The 21,418-nt window shown below is 72.5% G+C and carries 16 protein-coding genes and 2 pseudogenes; 10 read left to right on the forward strand and 8 right to left on the reverse strand.

Annotated features, from left to right (window positions below; translation table 11 throughout):
• Nucleotides 1-149: 149 nt before the first annotated feature.
• Nucleotides 150-2,309, forward strand: coding sequence for a serine/threonine-protein kinase (locus D9753_RS15380; protein ID WP_121787529.1), 2,160 nt, complete (start codon nucleotides 150-152; stop codon nucleotides 2,307-2,309).
• Nucleotides 2,310-2,421: 112 nt separating this feature from the next.
• Here the strand turns inward: D9753_RS15380 and ilvD are convergent, their stop codons facing one another.
• The 4 genes from ilvD to D9753_RS15400 all read right to left on the reverse strand — a co-directional run bounded on the left by ilvD (nucleotide 2,422) and on the right by D9753_RS15400 (nucleotide 6,915).
• Complete coding sequence (gene ilvD, locus D9753_RS15385) at nucleotides 2,422-4,275, reverse strand: dihydroxy-acid dehydratase (RefSeq protein WP_121787530.1); 1,854 nt, start codon at nucleotides 4,273-4,275, stop codon at nucleotides 2,422-2,424.
• Between the two features lie 166 nt (nucleotides 4,276-4,441).
• Nucleotides 4,442-5,047 (reverse strand): TetR/AcrR family transcriptional regulator, encoded by a 606-nt coding sequence (locus D9753_RS15390; RefSeq protein ID WP_121787531.1) that lies wholly within the window; start codon nucleotides 5,045-5,047, stop codon nucleotides 4,442-4,444.
• The gene (locus D9753_RS15395; RefSeq protein WP_394346711.1) at nucleotides 5,044-5,868 is read right to left on the reverse strand and encodes a sugar phosphate isomerase/epimerase family protein; all 825 of its coding nucleotides are present in this window, start codon (nucleotides 5,866-5,868) and stop codon (nucleotides 5,044-5,046) included. The genes D9753_RS15390 and D9753_RS15395 overlap by 4 nt, the downstream gene beginning before the upstream one ends.
• A gap of 114 nt (nucleotides 5,869-5,982) precedes the next feature.
• Nucleotides 5,983-6,915, reverse strand: coding sequence for a Ppx/GppA phosphatase family protein (locus tag D9753_RS15400; RefSeq protein ID WP_121787533.1), 933 nt, complete (start codon nucleotides 6,913-6,915; stop codon nucleotides 5,983-5,985).
• 72 nt (nucleotides 6,916-6,987) lie between these two features.
• On the opposite strand from D9753_RS15400, the pseudogene D9753_RS15405 reads away from it, so the two are divergent.
• Nucleotides 6,988-7,818: pseudogene (locus D9753_RS15405) on the forward strand (hypothetical protein); the annotation flags it as partial.
• Here D9753_RS15405 and D9753_RS15410 read toward each other — a convergent pair.
• Nucleotides 7,740-9,767 carry a BACON domain-containing protein gene (locus D9753_RS15410; protein WP_240468169.1) on the reverse strand — a complete coding sequence of 676 codons (2,028 nt, stop codon included), beginning with the start codon at nucleotides 9,765-9,767 and terminating at the stop codon, nucleotides 7,740-7,742. The pseudogene D9753_RS15405 and the gene D9753_RS15410 overlap by 79 nt on opposite strands.
• 265 nt (nucleotides 9,768-10,032) lie before the next feature.
• Here D9753_RS15410 and radA point away from each other — a divergent pair, with 265 nt between their 5' ends.
• Both radA and disA read left to right on the forward strand, forming a co-directional pair.
• Nucleotides 10,033-11,442 carry a DNA repair protein RadA gene (radA, locus tag D9753_RS15415; RefSeq protein WP_121787534.1) on the forward strand — a complete coding sequence of 470 codons (1,410 nt, stop codon included), beginning with the start codon at nucleotides 10,033-10,035 and terminating at the stop codon, nucleotides 11,440-11,442.
• Between the two features lie 80 nt (nucleotides 11,443-11,522).
• Nucleotides 11,523-12,647 carry a DNA integrity scanning diadenylate cyclase DisA gene (gene disA, locus D9753_RS15420; protein ID WP_121787535.1) on the forward strand — a complete coding sequence of 375 codons (1,125 nt, stop codon included), beginning with the start codon at nucleotides 11,523-11,525 and terminating at the stop codon, nucleotides 12,645-12,647.
• 198 nt (nucleotides 12,648-12,845) lie between these two features.
• On the opposite strand, the gene D9753_RS15425 is transcribed toward disA, so the two are convergent.
• The gene (locus tag D9753_RS15425; RefSeq protein WP_205614155.1) at nucleotides 12,846-13,691 is read right to left on the reverse strand and encodes a hypothetical protein; all 846 of its coding nucleotides are present in this window, start codon (nucleotides 13,689-13,691) and stop codon (nucleotides 12,846-12,848) included.
• Nucleotides 13,692-13,871: 180 nt separating this feature from the next.
• On the opposite strand from D9753_RS15425, the gene D9753_RS15430 reads away from it, so the two are divergent.
• From D9753_RS15430 to cseC, 5 genes and pseudogenes are all read left to right on the forward strand, one after another.
• A complete protein-coding gene (locus D9753_RS15430) occupies nucleotides 13,872-14,747 on the forward strand; it encodes an HhH-GPD family protein (RefSeq protein WP_121787537.1) in 876 nt (291 codons plus the stop codon).
• Nucleotides 14,748-15,020: 273 nt separating this feature from the next.
• Nucleotides 15,021-15,560: a SigE family RNA polymerase sigma factor gene (locus D9753_RS15435; RefSeq protein ID WP_121787538.1), complete on the forward strand. Its 540-nt coding sequence runs from the start codon at nucleotides 15,021-15,023 to the stop codon at nucleotides 15,558-15,560.
• A complete protein-coding gene (locus D9753_RS15440) occupies nucleotides 15,548-16,201 on the forward strand; it encodes a hypothetical protein (RefSeq protein WP_394346712.1) in 654 nt (217 codons plus the stop codon). Before D9753_RS15435 ends, D9753_RS15440 begins: the two co-directional genes overlap by 13 nt.
• A gap of 38 nt (nucleotides 16,202-16,239) precedes the next feature.
• Nucleotides 16,240-16,944 carry a two-component system response regulator CseB gene (cseB, locus tag D9753_RS15445; RefSeq protein WP_121787539.1) on the forward strand — a complete coding sequence of 235 codons (705 nt, stop codon included), beginning with the start codon at nucleotides 16,240-16,242 and terminating at the stop codon, nucleotides 16,942-16,944.
• A 13-nt stretch (nucleotides 16,945-16,957) separates the two neighbouring features.
• Nucleotides 16,958-18,309, forward strand: a pseudogene (gene cseC, locus D9753_RS15450) (two-component system sensor histidine kinase CseC).
• A 101-nt stretch (nucleotides 18,310-18,410) separates the two neighbouring features.
• Here cseC and D9753_RS15455 read toward each other — a convergent pair.
• Nucleotides 18,411-19,982 (reverse strand): MDR family MFS transporter, encoded by a 1,572-nt coding sequence (locus D9753_RS15455; protein ID WP_205614156.1) that lies wholly within the window; start codon nucleotides 19,980-19,982, stop codon nucleotides 18,411-18,413.
• A 126-nt stretch (nucleotides 19,983-20,108) separates the two neighbouring features.
• Between D9753_RS15455 and D9753_RS15460 the strand changes: the two genes are divergently transcribed.
• On the forward strand, nucleotides 20,109-20,708 hold the full coding sequence (locus D9753_RS15460; protein WP_121787541.1) for a TetR/AcrR family transcriptional regulator: 600 nt from the start codon (nucleotides 20,109-20,111) through the stop codon (nucleotides 20,706-20,708).
• Nucleotide 20,709: 1 nt separating this feature from the next.
• On the opposite strand, the gene D9753_RS15465 is transcribed toward D9753_RS15460, so the two are convergent.
• Nucleotides 20,710-21,261 (reverse strand): M23 family metallopeptidase, encoded by a 552-nt coding sequence (locus D9753_RS15465; RefSeq protein ID WP_121787542.1) that lies wholly within the window; start codon nucleotides 21,259-21,261, stop codon nucleotides 20,710-20,712.
• Nucleotides 21,262-21,418 lie beyond the last annotated feature (157 nt).

Genomic DNA, 21,418 nt, shown 5'->3' on the forward strand with positions numbered 1-21,418 from the left:
GCTGTTCCTGTGTCGTCGAGCCGAGAAGTCGGCGCGAGACGCGTCTGCGCGACGCGCACGCAGACGCTAGCAAGCCGCCTCTGTCTCGTACGAACCATCGACTAGGCTCCGTGCGTCGCGCGCGCGGACGAAGAGCACGGGGGTGGTCCATGGCGCCACAGCGCAACATCGGGGCGAGCGCGGAAGCGGAACTTCCCGAATACGCCGGTCACTACCGTCTGGAGTCCCGTCTGGGCTCCGGCGGCATGGGCGTGGTGCACCTGGCCCGCAGCACCTCGGGCATGAAGCTCGCGGTGAAGGTCGTACACGCCGAGTTAGCACGGGATCCCGAGTTCAGGGGCCGTTTCCGGCAGGAGGTGGCCGCCGCGCGGAAGGTCAGCGGTGCCTTCACCGCGCCCGTCGTGGACGCGGATCCACAGGCCGCGCGGCCGTGGATGGCCACGCTGTTCATTCCGGGGCCGACCCTGTCCGAACAGGTGAAGCGGAAGGGTCCGATGACCGCGCCGCAGTTGCGCCGGCTGATGGCCGGGCTCGCCGAGGCGCTGCGGGACATCCACCGGGTGGGGGTCGTGCACCGGGACCTGAAGCCCAGCAACGTGCTGCTCGCGGAGGACGGGCCGAAGGTCATCGACTTCGGCATCTCCCGGCCGGCCGACAGCGAACTGCGCACCGAGACGGGGAAGTTGATCGGCACGCCACCGTTCATGGCGCCCGAGCAGTTCCGGCGTCCGCGGGAGGTGGGGCCGGCGGCCGACGTCTTCGCGCTCGGATCGGTCCTGGTGCACGCGGCCACCGGGCAGGGGCCGTTCGACTCGGACAGTCCGTACGTCGTCGCCTACCAGGTGGTCCATGACGAGCCGGACCTGACGGGCGTACCGGACAGTCTGGCGCCGTTGGTGCTGCGTTGCCTCGCCAAGGAGCCCGCGGACCGGCCCACGCCGGATGAGCTGATGCGGGAGCTGCGCTCGGTGGCGGCCTCGTACGACACACAGGCGTTCATACCGGGGCAGCGCACGGGCGAGGACGGGCCCGCTCCGGTGGCGCCTGAACGTCCCGAGCCGGCCGAACGGCGACCGGCACGGCGACCGCTGCGGCGCACGCTGCGGCGACCGGGCCGACGAGCAGGCCGACGGGTGGTGCTGGGGGCCGGCGCTGCGGCGTTGGTGCTGGTGGGTGGCCTCGCCGCGGCGTGGGGATCCAGCGGGGATGACGGGACGCCGAGGGTCGGCGGTGCGTCGGCCCGGGCGGCCGGCTCCCGCGCCTGGACGGTCCGGCCGGTGCCCGCGGGAGAAGGCATGCCGCAGTGCGCGTACGGGGCGGGGAAGTTGCTGTGCGCGCGGCCGGGTGTCGTCTTCGCGCTCTCCCCGGACGACGGCAGGCTGCTGTGGCGGCGCTCCGTCGACACCCGGTCCACGAGCGGGCCGCCGGTCGTCTCCGGTGGCCTGGTGCAGCCGTACACCGACGGCGGCTCGCGGCTCGCCGGGCTCGATCCGGCCACGGGCAGGGACGTCTGGCAGCGGCACCTGCCCGCGGGCACGACGGTGCGGTACGCCGGTGACACCGCCCTGCTCACCGGTGCCGACGGCGCGGTCACCGGCGTGGACGGCGCGACCGGCGCCACGCGCTGGCACGGTGCGGTTCCCGGCCGGGGTGTGCCGTCCTTCGTGACCTTCCCCGGCGGATCCGGTGCGGGAAGCGGGCCGGCGTACGCGACGCGGACGTCCGCCGACGGCACGAGGACGCAGGTGACCGCCGTGGACCCGGACACGGGGCGGGTGCGGTGGGACGTCCGGCTGAAGGGGTGGCTGAAACCGTTCGCGGCCCAGGCCGACGGCTCCGTGTTCTTCCTGGATGTCGACAGCGGTTACGGCGCCCGGGCGATCGTCTGCTACACCCCCGGGAACCGGTCGACGCGGCGCGTGGCGCTCCCCACCGTGCTCGCCGGCGCGCACGCGAGTGTCCGGGGGGACGTGGTCCATGTGCTGGCCACCGGTGGTTCCCTCGACGCCGTGGACATGGGGTCGGGCCGGCACCTGTGGCATCTGGAGACGTCGGTGAGCCGCGGTTCGGTGCCCGTCGCCCGGGGCGGGACCGTGTACGTCACCGGGAGCGACGGCCGGCTGCTCGCGGTCGACGCCCGCACGGGCGCGCTGACCGGGCAGACGCCCGCCCGGCTGGGCTCGCACTCCGCCGAGGTCATGAGCACGCCGCCCGCTCCGGTGAGCGTCGGCCGGGACGGGCGGGTCTGCGCCACCGCGCCCGACGGCACCGTCTTCACCGTGGACGGCCGCTCCCCCGGGACCTGGTGACTCCCGGGCACAGGCCCGATGACCTGGTGACACGGCTGGGCACGAGCCCGGTGGGCAAGGCGAAGGGCCGCTCCCGCCGGGGTGCGGCCCCTGTCATGCCCGTCCCGTCCGGTCAGCCCAGCCGGGACACGTCCCGCACCGCGCCCCTGTCCGCGCTCGTCGCCATCGCGGCGTAGGCGCGCAGGGCGGCGGAGACCTTGCGGTCGCGGTTCCTCGGGGCGTACACGCCGTTCAGCGCCTGCTCGCGGCGGGCCAGCTCCGCCTCGTCCACCAGCAGTTCGATGGTGCGGCCCGGGATGTCGATGCGGATGCGGTCGCCGTCCTGGACGAGGGCGATCGTGCCGCCGGAGGCCGCCTCGGGGGAGGCGTGGCCGATGGACAGGCCGGAGGTGCCGCCGGAGAACCGGCCGTCGGTGATCAGGGCGCAGGTCTTACCGAGGCCGCGGCCCTTCAGGTACGAGGTCGGATAGAGCATCTCCTGCATGCCGGGGCCGCCCTTGGGGCCCTCGTAGCGGATGACGACGACGTCGCCGTCCTTGACCTCCTGGGTGAGGATCCGCTGGACGGCCTCCTCCTGGGACTCGCAGACGACCGCCGGGCCCTCGAAGGTCCAGATCGACTCGTCGACGCCGGCGGTCTTGACCACGCAGCCGTCGACGGCGAGGTTGCCCCGCAGGACCGCGAGGCCGCCGTCCTTGGAGTACGCGTGCTCGGCGGAGCGGATGCAGCCGTTCTCGGCGTCGTCGTCCAGGGCCTCCCAGCGCTCCGACTGGGAGAAGGCCTCGGCGGAGCGGACGCAGCCGGGGGCCGCGTGCCACAGCTCGACCGCCTCGGTGGACGGGGAGCCGGCGCGGACGTCCCAGGTCTTCAGCCAGTCGGCGAGGGACGGGCTGTGGACGGCGTGGACGTCCTCGTTGAGCTGGCCGGCGCGGTGCAGTTCGCCGAGCAGGGCGGGGATGCCGCCGGCGCGGTGCACGTCCTCCATGTAGTACGTGCGGTTCTTCGCGACGTTCGGGGCGACCTTCGCCAGGCAGGGGACGCGGCGCGAGACGGCGTCGATCTCCTCCAGGCCGAAGGGGACGCCCGCCTCCTGGGCGGCGGCCAGCAGGTGCAGGATCGTGTTGGTGGAGCCGCCCATCGCGATATCCAGGGCCATGGCGTTCTCGAAGGCCTGGAAGGTGGCGACGTTACGGGGCAGGACCGTGTCGTCGTCCTGCTCGTAGTAGCGGCGGGTGATGTCCATGACCGTGCGGGCCGCGTCGACGTAGAGCCGCTTGCGCGCGGTGTGGGTGGCCAGGACCGAGCCGTTGCCGGGGAGGGAGAGGCCGATGGCCTCGGTGAGGCAGTTCATCGAGTTGGCGGTGAACATGCCGGAACAACTGCCGCAGGTCGGGCAGGCGTTCTCCTCGATCCGGAGGATGTCCTCGTCGGAGATCTTGTCGTTGACGGCGTCGGAGATCGCGTCGACCAGGTCGAGCGTGCGGACCGTGCCGTCCACGAGGGTGGCGCGGCCGGACTCCATCGGGCCGCCGGAGACGAAGACCGTCGGGATGTTCAGGCGCAGCGCCGCCATGAGCATGCCCGGGGTGATCTTGTCGCAGTTGGAGATGCAGACCAGGGCGTCGGCGCAGTGGGCCTCGACCATGTACTCGACGGAGTCGGCGATCAGGTCGCGGGAGGGCAGCGAGTAGAGCATGCCGCCGTGGCCCATGGCGATGCCGTCGTCCACGGCGATCGTGTTGAACTCGCGCGGGATGCCGCCGGCCTTTGTGATCGCCTCGCTGACGATCCGGCCGACCGGCTGGAGGTGGGTGTGGCCCGGCACGAACTCGGTGAAGGAGTTGGCCACGGCGATGATCGGCTTCCGGCCGATGTCCGCACCGGGTACACCCGAAGCGCGCATAAGGGCGCGGGCGCCCGCCATGTTGCGTCCGTGGGTGACTGTGCGGGACCTCAGCTCGGGCATCGTCGCTCGCTCCTTCGAAGACCTTCTGGAGAAGAGACCAGAGAGTTCTGACTCTCTTCGAGCGTACGCCGCCCCTCCGAACCGTGGACACAAGTGTCCGGAATGCGGGATGGGGATTCCGGCGCGGCACGGCCCGCACGGGATGCCGTACCGCCCGCACGGGGGTTCAGGCGGCCGTCAGGTGGTGCTGTACGACCGGTGCCAGCCGCGCGACGAGCTGCTCCAGGTCCGCGGAGGCCAGGGGCTCCAGCCTGATCACGTACCGCAGCATCGCGGTCCCCACCAACTGCGCCGCCGCCAGCTCGGCGCGCAGCTCGGCGTCCGGCAGGTCCAGCGGGGCGGCGATGCGGCGCATCAACTGGGCGGCGATCAGGCGGCGGAAGACGGCGGCGGCGGTGTCGTTGTTGACGGCCGAGCGCACGATCGCCAGCAGCGGGGTACGGGTCGCGGGGTTCTCCCACACACCGAGGACGAAGCGGGTCAGCCGTTCCCCGACGCCGTCCGGCGGGCCGTCGGCCACCGCGTCCGACGCGTTCAGGGCGGGGGCGAAGGCCACCTCCACGGCCGCCTCGAAGACCTGCTCCTTGCTGCCGAAGTAGTGGTGGACGAGCGCCGGGTCCACACCGGCCGCCTTGGCGATGCCGCGGACGGACGTCTTCTCGTAGCCGCGCGCGGAGAACTCCTCGCGGGCGGCTGTCAGGATGCGGTCGCGGGTGCCGGCGGCCTCGGTGCGCGGAGGGCGGCCACGGCGGCGGGGGGTGGTCCCGTTCATCCCCGGGGCACCCGTACGGCCGCCGAGGCCAGGTGCTTGCGCGTGAACTCCAGGGCCTCGGCGAGGTCGGCCTCGCGCTCGGCGCCGGACATCGCCCGCCGGGTGTTGACCTCGATCACGACGTGCCCGTCGAAGCCGGTGAGCGCGAGGCGCTCCAGCAGCTCGGCGCAGGGCTGGGTGCCGCGGCCGGGCACCAGGTGCTCGTCCTTGGCGGAGCCGCGGCCGTCGGCGAGGTGCACGTGCCCGAGCCGGTCTCCCATGCGGCCGACCATGTCCAGGGCGTCGGTACGGGCCGTCGCCGTGTGGCTGAGGTCGATCGTGAAGTGCCGGTAGTCGTCGTTGGTGACGTCCCAGTCGGGGGCGTACGCGAGCATCTCGCGGTCGCGGTAGCGCCACGGGTACATGTTCTCGACGGCGAACCGTACGTCCGTCTCGTTCGCCATCCGCCAGATCCCGTCGACGAAGTCCCGGGCGTACTGCCGCTGCCAGCGGAACGGCGGGTGCACGACGACGGTGGACGCCCCCAGCTTCTCCGCCGCCGCCTGGGCCCGCTGGAGCTTGGTCCATGGGTCGGTCGACCAGACCCGCTGGGTGATCAGCAGGCAGGGGGCGTGGACCGCCAGGACCGGGATGCCGTGGTAGTCCGACAGGCGGCGCAGCGCCTCGATGTCCTGACTGACCGGATCGGTCCACACCATGACCTCGACACCGTCGTAGCCGAGGCGTGCGGCGATCTCGAAGGCCGTCGCCGTCGACTCCGGGTAGACGGAGGCGGTCGACAGCGCGATGCGCACGTCCGTTGGTTCACCCACGTCCGTCACCTTACGGCGTGGGGCGGCCCGGGTGCCGGGTGCCGGTTCGCCGTTGTGAGGTATGCCATGCGGGCGGACTCGGCGGCCTGGTGCTCACCCCCGGGGCCCGCGCCGCCCGGGCCGCTACGCGGATCCCATGTGGTCCAGACGCCGCAGGATCACGCCCTCGCGCAGGGCCCACGGGCAGACCTCCAGGCTCTCCACGCCGAACAGGTCCATCACGGCCTCGGCCACCAGGGCGCCCGCGACGAGCTGGCCCGCCCTGCCCTCCGAGACACCGGGGAGTTCCGCCCGCTGGTCGGTCGTCATGCCGGCGAGGCGGGGGACCCAGGCCTCCAGGGACTCGCGCTTGAGTTCACGCTGGACGTAGAGGCCCTCGGCGCTGCGGGCGGCACCGGCGATGCGGGCCAACTGCTTGAAGGTCTTGGACGTGGCGACCACGTGGTCGGGGGCGCCGAAGCGCCTGAACTCACCGACGTGGCGGGCGATCTCCGTGCGGACGTGCCGGCGCAGGGCGCGGACCTCCTCCGGAGCGGGCGGGTCACCGGGCAGCCAGCCGGCGGTGAGACGACCGGCGCCCAGCGGCAGGGAGACGGCCGTGTCCGGCTCCTCGTCCATGCCGTAGGCGATCTCCAGGGAACCGCCGCCGATGTCCAGGACCAGCAGCTTTCCGGCGGACCAGCCGAACCAGCGGCGTACGGCGAGGAAGGTGAGCCGGGCCTCCTCCGCGCCGGCGAGGACCTGGAGGCGTACGCCGGTCTCGTCGGCCACGCGCGTGAGGACGTCGTCGGCGTTGGTGGCCTCACGGACGGCGGAGGTCGCGAACGGCAGCAGGTCCTCGACGCCCTTGTCCTCGGCGGCCTGGAGCGCGTCCCGTACGACGGCGATCAGCCTGTCGACGCCCTCGTCGCCGACGGCACCGCTGTCGTCGAGGAGCTGGGCGAGCCGGAGGTCGGCCTTGTGCGAATGCGCGGGCAGCGGGCGCGCGCCGGGGTGGGCGTCCACCACCAGCAGATGCACCGTGTTCGAACCCACGTCCAGGACACCGAGTCTCATGGACGGAAACGCTACTGCCACAACGCCGGTCCTCGGTCCCCCAAGCGGGCCCGGGCCACTTACCCTGGACAGGTGCCAAAGACGAACAAGGCGAAGTCCGCAAAGCCGAAAAAGACGGACAAGGTTCGCAAGGCCGACAAGACTCCCAAGGGGGCGAAGGTGAGCGACGAGAAGGGGCTCGACTTCGCGCGCGCGTGGGTGGAGTTCCCCGACCCCGCGGACGAGGAGCAGGTCTTCCGCTGCGACCTGACCTGGCTGACCTCTCGCTGGAACTGCATCTTCGGCAGCGGCTGCCAGGGCATCCAGGCGGGCCGCGCGGACGACGGCTGCTGCTCGCTGGGGGCGCACTTCTCCGACGAGGACGACGAGAAGCGGGTCGCCGAGCATGTGGCCCGGCTCACCCCGGACATCTGGCAGCACCACGCCGAGGGCCTCAGCGGCGGCTGGATCTCCGAGGACGAGGAGGGGTCCCGGCAGACGCGGCCCTTCCAGGGCTCGTGCATCTTCCAGAACCGGCCCGGGTTCGCGGGCGGCATGGGGTGCTCGCTGCACATCCTCGCGCTGAAGGAGGGCCGGGAGCCGCTGGAGACCAAACCGGACGTGTGCTGGCAGCTACCGATCCGGCGGACGTACGACTGGATCGACCGGCCGGACGACACGCGCGTGCTCCAGGTGTCCATCGGTGAGTACGACCGCCGGGGCTGGGGTCCGGGCGGCCATGACCTGCACTGGTGGTGCACCTCGGCGACCTCGGCCCACGGGGCGGGGGATCCGGTGTACGTCTCCTACCGGGCCGAACTGACCGAGCTGATGGGCAAGGCCGGCTACGACCGCCTGGTCGAGCTGTGCGAACAGCGACTGGCGTCGCAACTTCCCCTCCTGGCTCCCCACCCGGCCGACCCACCCCCGGTAGCGACCGCGGCCCACACGTGCCATGGCCCGGCCCGGGGCCACGGTCCGCCTCGGGCCCCGGGCCGCCTCGGGTGCCCCGGGCCGCCTCTGCCCGGCTCCCTCTCCGACCGCTCTGCCCCGCTCCGCCTCGGACCACCCTGGCCGCGGTTCCACGCGTCCCCCGGACGGCTCCGTCGTCCCCCGGGGTCTACGTGTCCGTCGGGCTCGGGGGGTCCGTGTCGGTCGGGGTGGGAGTCGGGGGCGTGGGGTCGGTGGGGGGTGGGGTGGTCGGGGTGGGGGTCGGGTCCGTGGGGGGGTGGGGACTGGGTCGTGGGCGGCTCGGTGGGAGGTGTGCTCGGCGGGGCCGAGGGGGGCGTGGCGGACGGCCGGGGTGCCGGACGGCTCGGTGCCGAGCCGTAGCCGTCGATGGAGACCACCGCGCCCGCCGGGGCCACCGCCACCTGCGCGTGCCAGTGGCCGGACGGCTCGCGCAGTTGGTCGACGTACACCTTGATCGTGAACGTCTGGCCCGGCCGGAGGGTTCCCGAGGACCGGCTGAAGTAGAGCCAGGCGGCCGGCGTGGACACCGACCAGCGGACCTCGGAGGCGCCGGAGGCTGTGAGGGTGATCAGGGTCGTGTCGCCGTCGTTGGCGGCGCCGACCGAGAGCCGGCCGGCGCCCTCGCCGTCCGCCCCGCCGACGCTGACGACCTCCACGGAGACGTCCGCCTTGCCGCCCTTGCCGTGCCGGGCGCCCGGCTTACCGCTGGCGTTGCCCGCGTTCTGGTAGCCGCCGGCCGGGTCGTTGCCGAGCACGTCGGGTCCCTGGGCCTCGTGCGCGGTCGCGGAGCGGCCGTCGTCGTCCCCGACGGCCCCGCCCCGGTAGGCGGCCCAGAGGGCGAGGACGGGCGCGGCCACGACCGTGGCGACCACCGTCGTGGTGACGGCACGCGCGCGGAGGCGGTCGCGGCGGGCCGCGCGGTCCTTGGGGTCCATGGGGAAGCCGCGCCGGTCGAAACGCGGTACGGCCGCGCCCCGCGCGCGTGGGTGGTGCGCGAGGGCCGTGCGGAGATCCGCGCGCGGGGCCTCCAGGACGGGCAGCTCGGCCGGGGTGACCGTGGCGCCGGGCCAGCGGCCGGGGGCGGTGCGCTCGGCGGTGCGGCGGCAGCGCGGACAGTCGTCGACGTGCCGGACCAGCTCGCGCCGTACGGCCGCGCTGAGCACCATCTGGCTGTCGCCGGTGAGGTGGGCCACGCTCGGGCAGCCGCCGGCCTGGACCACGGCCAGGGCCGCGCCGGTGCGCTCGACCTCGCAGGCCGCGGAGGCGAGCAGCTCGCGCGCGGCGGCCGGTTCCATGCCGAGGACGGCGGCCACCTCGGCGGCGGCGAGGTGGTGACGGACGGCGAGTTCCAGTGCCTCGCGCTGCTCGGGGGTGGTGCCGGCCGCCTCCGGCCAGGCCAGCAGGGCCAGCTCGCGGCGCCGCCGCTCCTGGTCCTCCGGCGCGACGGCCGGTTCGGTGCCGCCGTTCCCGGTTCCCCTCCCGCCCCCGGCGCGGCCCGCCGCGTGCGTGGCCTGACGTCTCTGCTTGGCCTCGGCCAGCTTGCGCAGGCACGCCCAGCGGGCCAGCGCGTACAGCCAGGCCCTGTGGTCGCCGGCGGCCTCGGGGACCCGGTGCGCGCGCCGCTCGGCCAGGGCGAGGACGTCGCCGAGGGCGGCGGTGGCCGCGTCGTGGTCGCACAGGACGGACAGGCAGTAGGTGAACAGACCGTCCAGATACGGCTCGTGACACGCCGGCGTGCGCTGCGCGAGGGCGCGCGCCGCGGCGCGGTCACGCGCCTCTCGTGCCTCCCGCGCCTCGCGTCGCGCTCCCCGCGCCTCATGCGAGTCACGTGACTCACGCGACTCTCGCTGCGCCCGGTGCGCGCCGGCCGTGCGGGTGGTGGTCTCCGGACTGCTGCTCATCACCCGTGCGACCGTAGGCGCCGTCGGAGCGCCCCTTCCGGAACCTTGAGCACTTTTACTTCGTACGGGTGAAACGATCCCTCAAAAGGGGACAGGGACCCTTCGTTCCGCGGCTCGACCGCCCTGGGCGCCGGCCGGGACCGGCCCACCGACCGCCGTCCCCGGGTCCTCTTCCGCGCTCGTCCGCCCTCCGTGATCCCCTCCGTGATCCGGTGCGTGCCCCGGTCCGTGCCCCGTTGTCAGTGCCGCGGGCTACGGTTTCCGCATGGCTGCCCGTACCAAGACCACCAAGGACCGCCCGTCCTACCGCTGCACCGAGTGCGGCTGGCAGACGGCCAAGTGGCTCGGCCGCTGCCCCGAGTGCCAGACGTGGGGCACGGTCGAGGAGTACGGCGCGCCCGCGGTCCGGACGACCGCGCCGGGCCGGGTCACCACCTCCGCGCTGCCCATCGGCCAGGTCGACGGCCGGCAGGCCACCGCCCGCTCGAGCGGTGTGCCCGAGCTGGACCGGGTGCTCGGCGGCGGCCTCGTCCCCGGCGCGGTCGTGCTGCTCGCCGGCGAGCCGGGCGTCGGCAAGTCCACCCTGCTGCTGGACGTGGCCGCCAAGGCCGCGAGCGCCGAGCACCGCACCCTCTATGTGACCGGTGAGGAGTCGGCGAGCCAGGTGCGGCTGCGTGCCGACCGCATCGGTGCGCTCGACGACCACCTGTATCTGACCGCGGAGACCGACCTGTCCGCCGTCCTCGGCCATCTGGACGAGCTGAAGCCGTCCCTGCTCGTCCTCGACTCGGTGCAGACGGTCGCCTCCCCGGAGATCGAGGGAGCGCCCGGCGGCATGGCCCAGGTCCGGGAGGTCGCCGGTGCCCTGATCCGGGCCTCCAAGGAGCGCGGTATGTCCACCCTGCTCGTGGGACACGTCACCAAGGACGGCGCCATCGCCGGCCCCCGCCTCCTCGAACACCTGGTGGACGTCGTCCTGCACTTCGAGGGCGACCGGCACGCGCGCCTGCGCCTGGTCCGCGGGGTGAAGAACCGCTACGGAGCGACGGACGAGGTGGGCTGCTTCGAGCTGCACGACGAGGGCATCACGGGCCTCACCGACCCGAGCGGCCTGTTCCTGACCCGCCGGGCCGAGCCGGTCCCGGGCACCTGCCTGACTGTCACCCTGGAGGGCCGGCGCCCGCTGGTGGCCGAGGTGCAGGCGCTGACCGTCGACTCACAGATCCCCTCCCCGCGCCGGACGACGTCCGGCCTGGAGACCTCGCGGGTGTCGATGATGCTGGCCGTCCTGGAACAGCGCGGCCGGATCAGCGCCCTCGGCAAGCGGGACATCTACTCGGCGACGGTCGGCGGCGTGAAGCTGTCGGAGCCGGCCGCCGACCTCGCCATCGCGCTCGCCCTCGCCTCCGCCGCCAGTGACACCCCGCTGCCGAAGAACCTGGTCGCCATCGGCGAGGTCGGGCTCGCGGGTGAGGTCAGAAGGGTCACGGGCGTGCAGCGCAGGCTCTCCGAGGCGCACCGGCTGGGCTTCACGCACGCGCTCGTACCGACCGATCCCGGCAAGGTCCCGGAGGGCATGAAGGTCGTGGAGGTGGCCGACATGGGAGACGCGCTGCGGGTGCTGCCGCGCTCGCGTCGCCGAGAGGCCCCACGGGAGGCGGAGGAGCGCCGGTAGACTTTGCGCAGGTCTCGCCCGTCCGTACGAACCGCGTGCCGGGACGGGAGCGCCTCAGAACCCGCGACCGGAGGAGTGCAGTGGCAGCCAACGACCGGGCAGCAGCTCCCGGCAAGTCCGGTGGGAGTGCCGGTTCCGACGGCCTGATGCGCGCCTCGTTGAGCGCCGTGGCACCCGGCACCCCCTTGCGGGACGGCCTCGAGCGCGTCCTGCGCGGCAACACGGGCGGGCTCATCCTGCTCGGTTCCGACAAGACGGTCGAGGCGATGTGCACGGGCGGGTTCGTGCTGGACGTCGAGTTCACCGCGACCCGGCTGCGTGAGCTGTGCAAGCTCGACGGTGGCATCGTGCTCTCCTCGGACCTGTCGAAGATCCTGCGCGCGGGCGTCCAGCTACTGCCGGATCCGACGATCCCCACGGAGGAGACGGGCACCCGGCACCGTACGGCGGACCGGGTGAGCAAGCAGGTCGGTTTCCCCGTGGTCTCCGTCTCCCAGTCGATGCGGCTGATCGCCCTGTACGTGGACGGTCAGCGGCGCGTCCTGGAGGACTCGGCGGCGATCCTCTCCCGCGCCAACCAGGCGCTCGCCACGCTGGAGCGGTACAAGCTCCGGCTGGACGAGGTCGCGGGCACGCTGTCGGCGCTGGAGATCGAGGATCTGGTGACGGTCCGGGACGTGTCGGCCGTCGCGCAGCGCCTGGAGATGGTCCGCCGCATCGCCACCGAGATCGCCGAGTACGTGGTCGAGCTGGGCACGGACGGCCGTCTTCTCTCGCTCCAGCTCGAGGAGTTGATCGCCGGGGTGGAGCCCGACCGTGAGCTGGTCGTCCGGGACTACGTGCCCGAGCCGACGCCGAAGCGGTCCCGTACGGTCGCGGAGGCACTGGCCGAGCTGGACGCCCTCAGCCACGCGGAACTGCTCGAACTGGGCACCGTGGCGCGGGCTTTGGGCTACACCGGCTCCCCCGAGACGCTGGACTCCGCGGTGTCGCCGCGCGGCTTCCGGCTCCTGGCAAAGGTTCCACGCCTGCCCGGCGCGATCATCGACCGCCTGGTGGAGCACTTCGGTGGTCTCCAGAAGCTGCTGGCCGCGAGCGTCGACGACCTGCAGACGGTCGACGGCGTCGGTGAGGCCCGGGCGCGGAGCGTGCGGGAGGGTCTGTCCCGTCTGGCGGAGTCCTCGATCCTCGAGCGGTACGTCTGAGATCCGCCGCCGCACGGTCCGCCGTCAGCCGGTCCGCCGCCGCACGGTCCTGCGTCGGCCTGTCTGCCGCCCTCCGCTCCTGCGCCGCCCGCGGGCCCGCCGTCGGCGCCCGCACGGTTCCCCGGGTCCGGTCGAGGCGGCCGTGACCGGCCTCCGGCCGTTCCCCGGTCCTCCCCGGCGGAGCCCCGCCCGCGGTGCCTAGTCGGCGGACAGCACGAACGAGGCCTGTGCCTTGGCGAACCCCGGGGCCTTCGCCTCCAGCAGGTACGTGCCCGCCTTGGCGGAGCCCGCGGAGGGCGTCGCGCAGTGCGGGGTGCTCGGCTTGCGGTCCCACTTCACGGTGTACGTCACGCTCTTGCCCGCGGGCACCCGGAACGTCAGGTGTCCCGCGCCGTCGGGGCAGTCGGCCGACGACCAGTAGGCGTCGTCCTTGTCGGCCGGGGTGATCGTCAACACCGCGTTCTTCGGGCCGAGATCGGTCTTGCAGTCGGCGGACGAGCTGTTCCTGGCGGCGAGTTCGAACGTCGGTGTCTGGTCGGGCGAGTAGGAGTTGCGCACACTGCGCAGGCTCAACCGCACCGCCTGAGCCGTGCAGTCGGGCAGCGAGGAGGACGCCGGGAGGGCGTCACCCGTACCGACGTGACCGCCGGCCGAGCCGGGACCCGAGCCGCCGCCGGACCCGGCGGAGCCGTCACCCGACCCGTCCGACCCGTCCGAGCCGCCCTCCCCGCCGGAACCGTCACCGGAACCGGACCCGGAACCCGGACCGGTGCCGCCGGAGCCGCCGCCTCCCGACTCGTCGCGCCCGCCCGGGTGTTGGCTGTACGCGGGCCCGGACTCGGAGTCGGACGGTCCGGGCGTGATCGTGTGCGCGGGATTCTTGCCGTCGGACCCGCCGGTGTCCTTCTTGCCGCCCCCGCCGCCGAGCGCGACGATCAACGTGACCACCAGCACCAACAGGGCGATCACGGACAGCAGTACGGCCCTCCGACGCCAGTAGATGGAGGAGGGAAGCGGCCCGACCGGATTGCGCAGAGATCCCACGGCGCAAACTGTACGAGAGATCACCGCGCTCGCTCGCGTCACCCGCCGCGCGCCCAAGAACTTTTCCGGATCATCATTCCGGTAACTGCCGTCACCGGCACGGTTCTTCCCGGCGTGCCACGCTCGGTCACCGCGCCGTCACCCACCATGTCCGCCCAGCCGTGGCAGGATCGGAAGGCCATGACTGAGATGCTCCACGCCCCCGTGATCACCTGGTTCGACGCCCATGCCCGCGACCTCCCCTGGCGCCGCCCGGAGGCGGGCCCGTGGGGCGTGATGGTCAGCGAGTTCATGCTCCAGCAGACGCCGGTGAACCGGGTGCTGCCCGTCTACGAGGCATGGCTGACCCGCTGGCCGCGCCCCGCCGACCTCGCCGAGGAGGCGCCGGGCGAGGCGGTGCGCGCCTGGGGCCGGCTCGGCTACCCGCGCCGCGCCCTGCGCCTGCACGGTGCCGCGGTCGCCATAACGGAACGGCACGGCGGGGACGTGCCGACGGACCACGCACAGTTGCTCGCGCTGCCCGGCATCGGCGAGTACACGGCCGCCGCGGTGGCGTCGTTCGCGTACGGGCAGCGGCACGCGGTGCTGGACACCAATGTGCGCCGGGTTCTGGCGCGGGCGGTGACGGGCGTGCGGTACCCGCCGAACGCCACGACGGCCGCCGAGCGGCGGCTGGCCCGGGAGCTGCTGCCGGAGGACGAGCGGACCGCCGCCCGGTGGGCCGCCGCCTCCATGGAGCTGGGCGCGCTGGTGTGCACGGCGAAGAATGAGGGGTGCCAGCGGTGTCCGATCGCCGAGCGGTGCGCCTGGCGCCTCGCGGGCAAACCGGAGCACACGGGGCCGCCGCGCCGCGGGCAGACGTACGCCGGTACCGACCGGCAGGTGCGCGGCAAGCTGCTGGCCGTGCTGCGGGAGGCGCACACGCCGGTGCCGCAGGCGGCGCTCGACCGGGTGTGGCACGAGCCGGTGCAGCGGGCCCGCGCGCTCGACGGGCTGGTCGCGGACGGTCTGGTGGAGCCGTTGCCGGGGGGGCTGTATCGGCTGCCGCTGGGCTGACGCACAGGCATGCCACAGCCCACGGGTGTCGGTTACGACACTCTGATCCGGACAAATACTGGCAACTCGGTCAAGTGGGCTGCCCCCTCTACCCCGTTCCGGCTTTCGTTACACAACCGACGGATAGCCGATTGCCAGCCGCCGTCTGGTCCGCACAGCCCCGTGACAACCGCTCCGTAGCTTCTTCTTCGTGCCCGGCGGACCACCGGTCACGGGAACGGCAGGACTTCGGGCAGCGGCCCGGAGGACAACGGGGAACGGAGGCGGTTGATCATGGCGCAGGGCGAGGTGCTCGAATTCGAGGAGTACGTCCGTACCCGGCAGGACGCACTGCTGCGCAGTGCGCGGCGACTGGTGCCGGACCCCGTCGACGCCCAGGACCTGCTCCAGACCGCGCTGGTACGGACGTACGGCCGCTGGGAGGGCATCGCCGACAAGCGGCTCGCCGACGCCTATCTGCGGCGGGTCATGATCAACACGCGGACCGAGTGGTGGCGTGCCCGCAAGCTGGAAGAGGTCCCCACCGAGCAGCTCCCGGACGCCCGTGTGGACGACTCCACCGAGCAGCACGCCGACCGCGCCCTGCTGATGGACGTCATGAAGGTGCTCGCTCCGAAGCAGCGCAGTGTCGTGGTGCTGCGACACTGGGAGCAGATGTCCACGGAGGAGACGGCCGCTGCCCTCGGCATGTCGGCCGGAACGGTCAAGAGCACGCTGCACCGGGCGCTCGCCCGGCTCCGTGAGGAGCTGGAGGCCCGCGATCTGGACGCACGCGCGCTGGAGCGTGAGGAGCGGGAGCGTTGCGCGGCCTGACCGGGGCCGGACCCGACCGGGTCCTAGGCAGTACACAGGCGGTGATCGCGGTGGGGGCCGCGCTCGCCGCCCTCGCCCTTTTCGTCGCCGCGTGCGGCAGCGGGGGCACGGGTGCGCGGGACGAGGGCCCGGCGCACGCCTCGGCAATGGCGGGAGCCGTCGCCTCCCCCGCCCCCAGCCCGTCCGGGACGTACCGGCGGGTGGATCCCGTGGCGCTGCTCATGCACGATCCCGAGGTGTCGGGGGCGGTCAAGCGGGAGCTGAAACCCTGCGACGGCGACGAGTACCCGGTCGACGTCTCCTACGGCAACCTGACCGGCGGCCCGGTGGACGATGTCGTCGTCAACGTGCTGACCTGCGCCGACGCGGTCGGTGTCGGCTCGTACGTGTACCGGAAGGACGGCGGCGCGTTCACGAACGTCTTCAAGAGCGAGGAGTCCCCGGTCTACGCGGAGATCGACCAGGGCGTCCTGTCGGTGACCCGGCAGTACTACGAGCAGGGCGACCCGATCTCCAGCCCGTCCGGTGAGATCGTGACCCCCTACACGTGGCGGACGGGACGGTTCGTCCAGGGCAAGCCCACCCGCAACGAGTACAGCAAGTCCGCAGGCGGGGGCCCGACGCCCGTGCCGGACAACTGACCGCCCACACGCACACCACGAGGACTGAGAGCACCGGGATGGCAGACCAGACCCACGTCCTGTTCGTCGAGGACGACGACGTCATCCGCGAGGCCACACAACTCGCCCTGGAGCGGGACGGCTTCGCGGTCACCGCCATGCCCGACGGCCTGTCGGGCCTGGCCGCGTTCCGGGCGGACCGGCCCGACATCGCGCTGCTGGACGTCATGGTCCCGGGGCTGGACGGCGTCAGCCTGTGCCGCCGTATCCGCGACGAGTCGACGGTGCCGGTCATCATGCTGTCGGCGCGTGCCGACTCCATCGACGTCGTCCTCGGCCTGGAGGCGGGCGCCGACGACTACGTGACCAAGCCGTTCGACGGTGCCGTCCTGGTCGCCCGGATCCGTGCGGTACTGCGCCGCTTCGGGCACGCCGGCGGCTCCGCGCAGGCCGGGGATGCCGCGTCCGCCGTCGCCGGCGGCACGCTGGCCTTCGGGGACCTGTACATCGACACCGACGGCATGGAGGTGCGCCGGGCCGGGCAGCCGGTGGCGCTGACCCCGACCGAGATGCGGCTGCTGCTGGAGTTCTCCTCCGCGCCCGGCTCCGTGCTCTCCCGGGACAAGCTGCTGGAACGCGTGTGGGAGTACGGCTGGGGCGGGGACACCCGGGTCGTCGACGTGCATGTGCAACGGCTGCGGCAGAAGATCGGCCAGGACCGCATCGAGACGGTCCGCGGCTTCGGTTACAAGCTGAAGGCCTGAGCGGAGCGACGGTATGCGGGGGATTCTTCGGTACCCGGTCCGGCGCATGGAGCGCGCGGGCCTGCGCACCGGGCTCAGATGGAAGCTGAGCGCGGCGATCGCGCTGGTGGCCGGCCTGGTGGCGATCGTGCTGAGCCTGGTCGTGCACAACGCGGCCCGCGTCTCGATGCTGGACAACGCGCGCGAGCTGGCCAACGAGCGCCTCCTGCTGGCCCAGCGCAACTACGAGCTGAACCGGGGGCCGATCTTCCCCCACGTCAAGACCGACGACCCGGAGCTGCCGGTGGCGCTGCGCGAGAAGGTCGAGCAGGGCCGCCGGGCCAGCGACGTTTCCGAACACGGCGGGGCGCCGGACATCTGGGCGGCCGTACCGGTGAAGAACGGGCACGTGCTGTCCGTGCACCTGCATCTGCCCGACCGCAGCAGCAACGTCATGAAGGACCTGGACCAGGCCCTGGTGATCGGCTCGGTCGCGGTCGTGGTCGGCGGCAGCGCGCTGGGCGTGCTGATCGGCGGCCAGCTCTCCCGCCGGCTGCGCAAGGCGGCCGCCGCCGCGAACCGGGTCGCCAAGGGGGAGACCGACGTCCGGGTCCGGGAGGCCATCGGCGGCGTCGTACGGGACGAGACCGACGACCTCGCCCGCGCGGTGGACGCCATGGCGGACGCGCTCCAGCAGCGCCTGGAGGCCGAGCGGCGCGTCACCGCCGACATCGCCCACGAGCTGCGCACCCCCCGTCACCGGCCTGCTCACGGCCGCCGAACTGCTACCGCCCGGCCGGCTCACGGAACTGGTGCTGGACCGGGCGAAGGCGATGCGCACGCTGGTGGAGGACGTCCTGGAGGTGGCCCGCCTGGACGGGGCCTCGGAGCGGGCGGAGCTGCAGGACCTCATGCTGGGCGAGTTCGTCGCCCGCCGGGTGGCCGCCAAGGACCCGGACATCACCGTACGGGTGGTGCACGAGTCGGAGGTCACCACCGACCCGCGGCGGCTGGAGCGGGTGCTGTTCAACCTGCTCGCCAACGCCGCCCGGCACGGCCGCCCGCCCATAGAGGTCACCGTGGAGGGCCGGGTCATCCGGGTCCGCGACCACGGTCCCGGGTTCCCCGAGGAGCTGCTCGCCGAGGGGCCGAGCCGGTTCCGCACCGGCAGCGAGGACCGCGCGCAGGGGCACGGGGCTGGGGCTGACCATCGCGGCCGGCCAGGCGCGGGTGCTCGGAGCCCGGCTGACGTTCCGCAACGTACGGCCCGCGGGCGCGCCCGCCCGCCTTCCCTCGGAGGGCGCGGTCGCCGTCCTCTGGCTCCCCGAACACGCCCCCACCAGCACGGGAAGCTATCCGATGCTGCCGCGCCCCCTCGGCAAGTGACCACCCGGCCGGCCGCCGGACCGGACCGTCACCGGGCGGTGCGCGTACACGACGAAGGCCCCGGAGGCGGTCGCCCCGGGGCCTTCGTGTGCGTGCGGATGTCAGACGATCTCGGCCATGGGCGCCGGCACCGCGTCCCCGCCGTCGGCGGCGGGCTTCTGCGGTCCGCCCTTGAGCGGGACCTCCTTGACGAACAGCGCCGCGACCAGCACCAGCACCGCGATCACGGCGCCGAGCAGGAACGCGGAGTGCGTCCCCTCGGACACCGCGTGCTGGTAGGCCTCCCGGGCCGCCTTGGGCAGCTTGGCCAGGCTCGCCGCGTCCAACTGCGCCGACTTCTCCGTGAGCTTCGAACCCACCGCACCGGCCCGCTCGGACATGACGTCCTGGACCCGATGGTTGAACAGCGCGCCCATGATGGCGACGCCGAAGGAGGAGCCCAGGGTGCGGAACAGGGTGGCGGACGAGGACGCCACGCCCATGTCCTTCATCTGCACGCTGTTCTGCGCGACCAGCATGGTGATCTGCATCAGGCAGCCCATGCCGGCACCCAGCACCGCCATGTAGAGGCCGGAGGTGAGGCGGGTGGTGCCCGTGTCCATCAGTGACAGCAGATACAGCCCGACGATCATCAGCGCGCCGCCGGCGATCGGGAAGATCTTGTACCGGCCGCTGCCGGTGGTGATCCGTCCGGCGACCATCGAGGTCACCAGCATCGCGCCGAGCATGGGCAGGAGCAGCAGGCCCGAGTTGGTCGCGGAGGCGCCCTGCACCGCCTGCTGGTACAGCGGCAGGAACAGGGTGGCGCCGAACATCACGAAGCCGGTGATGAAGCCGATCAGCGACATCAGGGTGAAGTTGCGGCTCCGGAAGATGTGCAGCGGCAGTACCGGTTCGGCGGCCCTGGTCTGCCAGAACACGAACCCGACCAGGGTGGCCACCCCGATGCCGATCAGCTCCATGATCCGCGCGGAGGTCCAGGCGTACTCGCTCCCGCCCCAGGTGGTGACCAGCACGATGGAGGTGATGCCCACGGTGAGCAGGACGACGCCGAGGTAGTCGATGCCCGCCTTGGACCGCTTCCTGGGCAGGTGCAGCACGGCGGTGACCAGTGCGAGGGCGACCGCACCGAGCGGCAGGTTGATGTAGAAGGCCCAGCGCCAGCCCCAGTTGTCGGTGATGGTGCCGCCGACGAGCGGTCCGCCGATCATGGCGAGCGCCATGATGCCGGCCATCATGCCCTGGTACTTGCCGCGCTCCCGCGGCGGCACGAGGTCGCCGATGATCGCCATGACACCGACCATCAGGCCGCCGGCGCCGAGGCCCTGGACGGCCCGGAACCCGATCAACTGGCCCATGTCCTGGGCCATGCCGCTCAGCGCCGAGCCGATCAGGAAGATCACGATCGAGCTGAGGAACGCGCCCTTGCGGCCGTACATGTCGCCGATCTTGCCCCAGACCGGGGTGGAGGCCGCGGTGGCCAGGGTGTATCCGGTGACGACCCAGGACAGGTGCTCCAGGCCGCCGAGATCACCCACGATCGTCGGCATCGCCGTACCGACGATCATGTTGTCGAGCATCGCGAGCATCATCGCGATCATCAGTGCGAGCAGCACCACTCGCACGCTCTTGGGCTGTTTGCCCTCTGTGACAGTTCCGACCGCTTCCGCCATCCTCGTCCCACTCCCCCTGCGGCAAGCTACTTACTTGCCGCCCGGCTAGTTCAGTACACTGGAAAAGTAGACCTGTCACTAGCCGGTCGTCAAGTAAGTTTCCGCGGGAGCGCGAGGAGTACGAGGATGGGCGTCACCATGGACGGCACCAAGCAGCAGCGCCGCGGCAACACCCGCCAGCGCATCCAGGACGTGGCGCTCGAACTCTTCGCGGAGCAGGGATACGAGAAGACCTCCCTGCGCGAGATCGCCGAGCGCCTCGACGTCACCAAGGCGGCTCTGTACTACCACTTCAAGACGAAGGAAGAGATCACCGTCAGCCTCTTCGAGGATCTGACGCAGCCGATCGAGGCCCTCATCGAGTGGGGCAGGCAGCAGCCGCACACCCTGGAGACCAAGCAGGAGATCGTACGGCGCTACAGCGAGGCTCTGGCGGGCGCGGAACCGCTCTTCCGCTTCATGCAGGAGAACCAGGCGACCGTGCGCGAACTGCGCATCGGCGACACCTTCAAGGACCGGCTGCGCGGCCTCAGGGACATCATCATCGACCCCGAGGCGCCGCTCGTGGAGCAGGTCCGCTGCGTCAGCGCGATGTTCACGCTGCACGCGGGGATGTTCGTGATGCAGGACCTGGAAGGCGACCCCGGGAAGAAGCGCGAGGCCGTTCTCGAAGTCGCCCTGGATCTGGTCACGCAGGCGCACCGGGGCGCCCACGGGACGGAGTAGCTCAGACGGACACGCCCTTGGCGTGCAGGAAGGAGACCGGGTCGACGGCGGAGCCGTAGTTCGGGGTCGTACGGATCTCGAAGTGCAGGTGCGGCCCGGTGGAGTTGCCGGTGGAGCCCGAGAGGGCTATGTGCTGGCCGGTCGCGACGACCTGGCCGATCCTGACGTCGATCCGGGACAGGTGCGCGTACTGCGAGTACGTGCCGTTGCCGTGCTTGATCACGATGGCGTTGCCGTACGCCGGACCGTCACCGGCGCCGTTGGGGCCGGCCTTGACCACGGTGCCGCCGTGCGCGGCCATGACGCCGGTGCCGGTCGGCACGGCGAAGTCCTGACCGCTGTGCTTGGCGACCCAGTGGCTGCCGGCCTGGTCGAAGCCCGCGGACAGCGTGTACGACTTCACCGGGTCGACCCAGGAGGCGGCGGACGCCGTGGCGGCGGACGCGACCCCGGTACCCAGCACGGCCGTGGCGCCGATGCCGGCAGCCAGGACGGCCACGCGGGTGCGGAGCGAGGACGTACGGGAAGAGCGGGACGTGGCGCGCTGGAACATCGATACCTCGTGGAGTCGGGAGCGATTGACCCACCCGGCGTACAGACGTCCGACCGGGCAGCCATCCCTTGGTAACCGAGCGCCCCGGCAGCCGACAAAACGCCCCACTACGGCGACAAGTAGTAGATGACCGCAGAATCATCTACTTCTTGACAGA

Source organism: Streptomyces dangxiongensis (assembly GCF_003675325.1).
GTDB lineage: Bacteria > Actinomycetota > Actinomycetes > Streptomycetales > Streptomycetaceae > Streptomyces > Streptomyces dangxiongensis.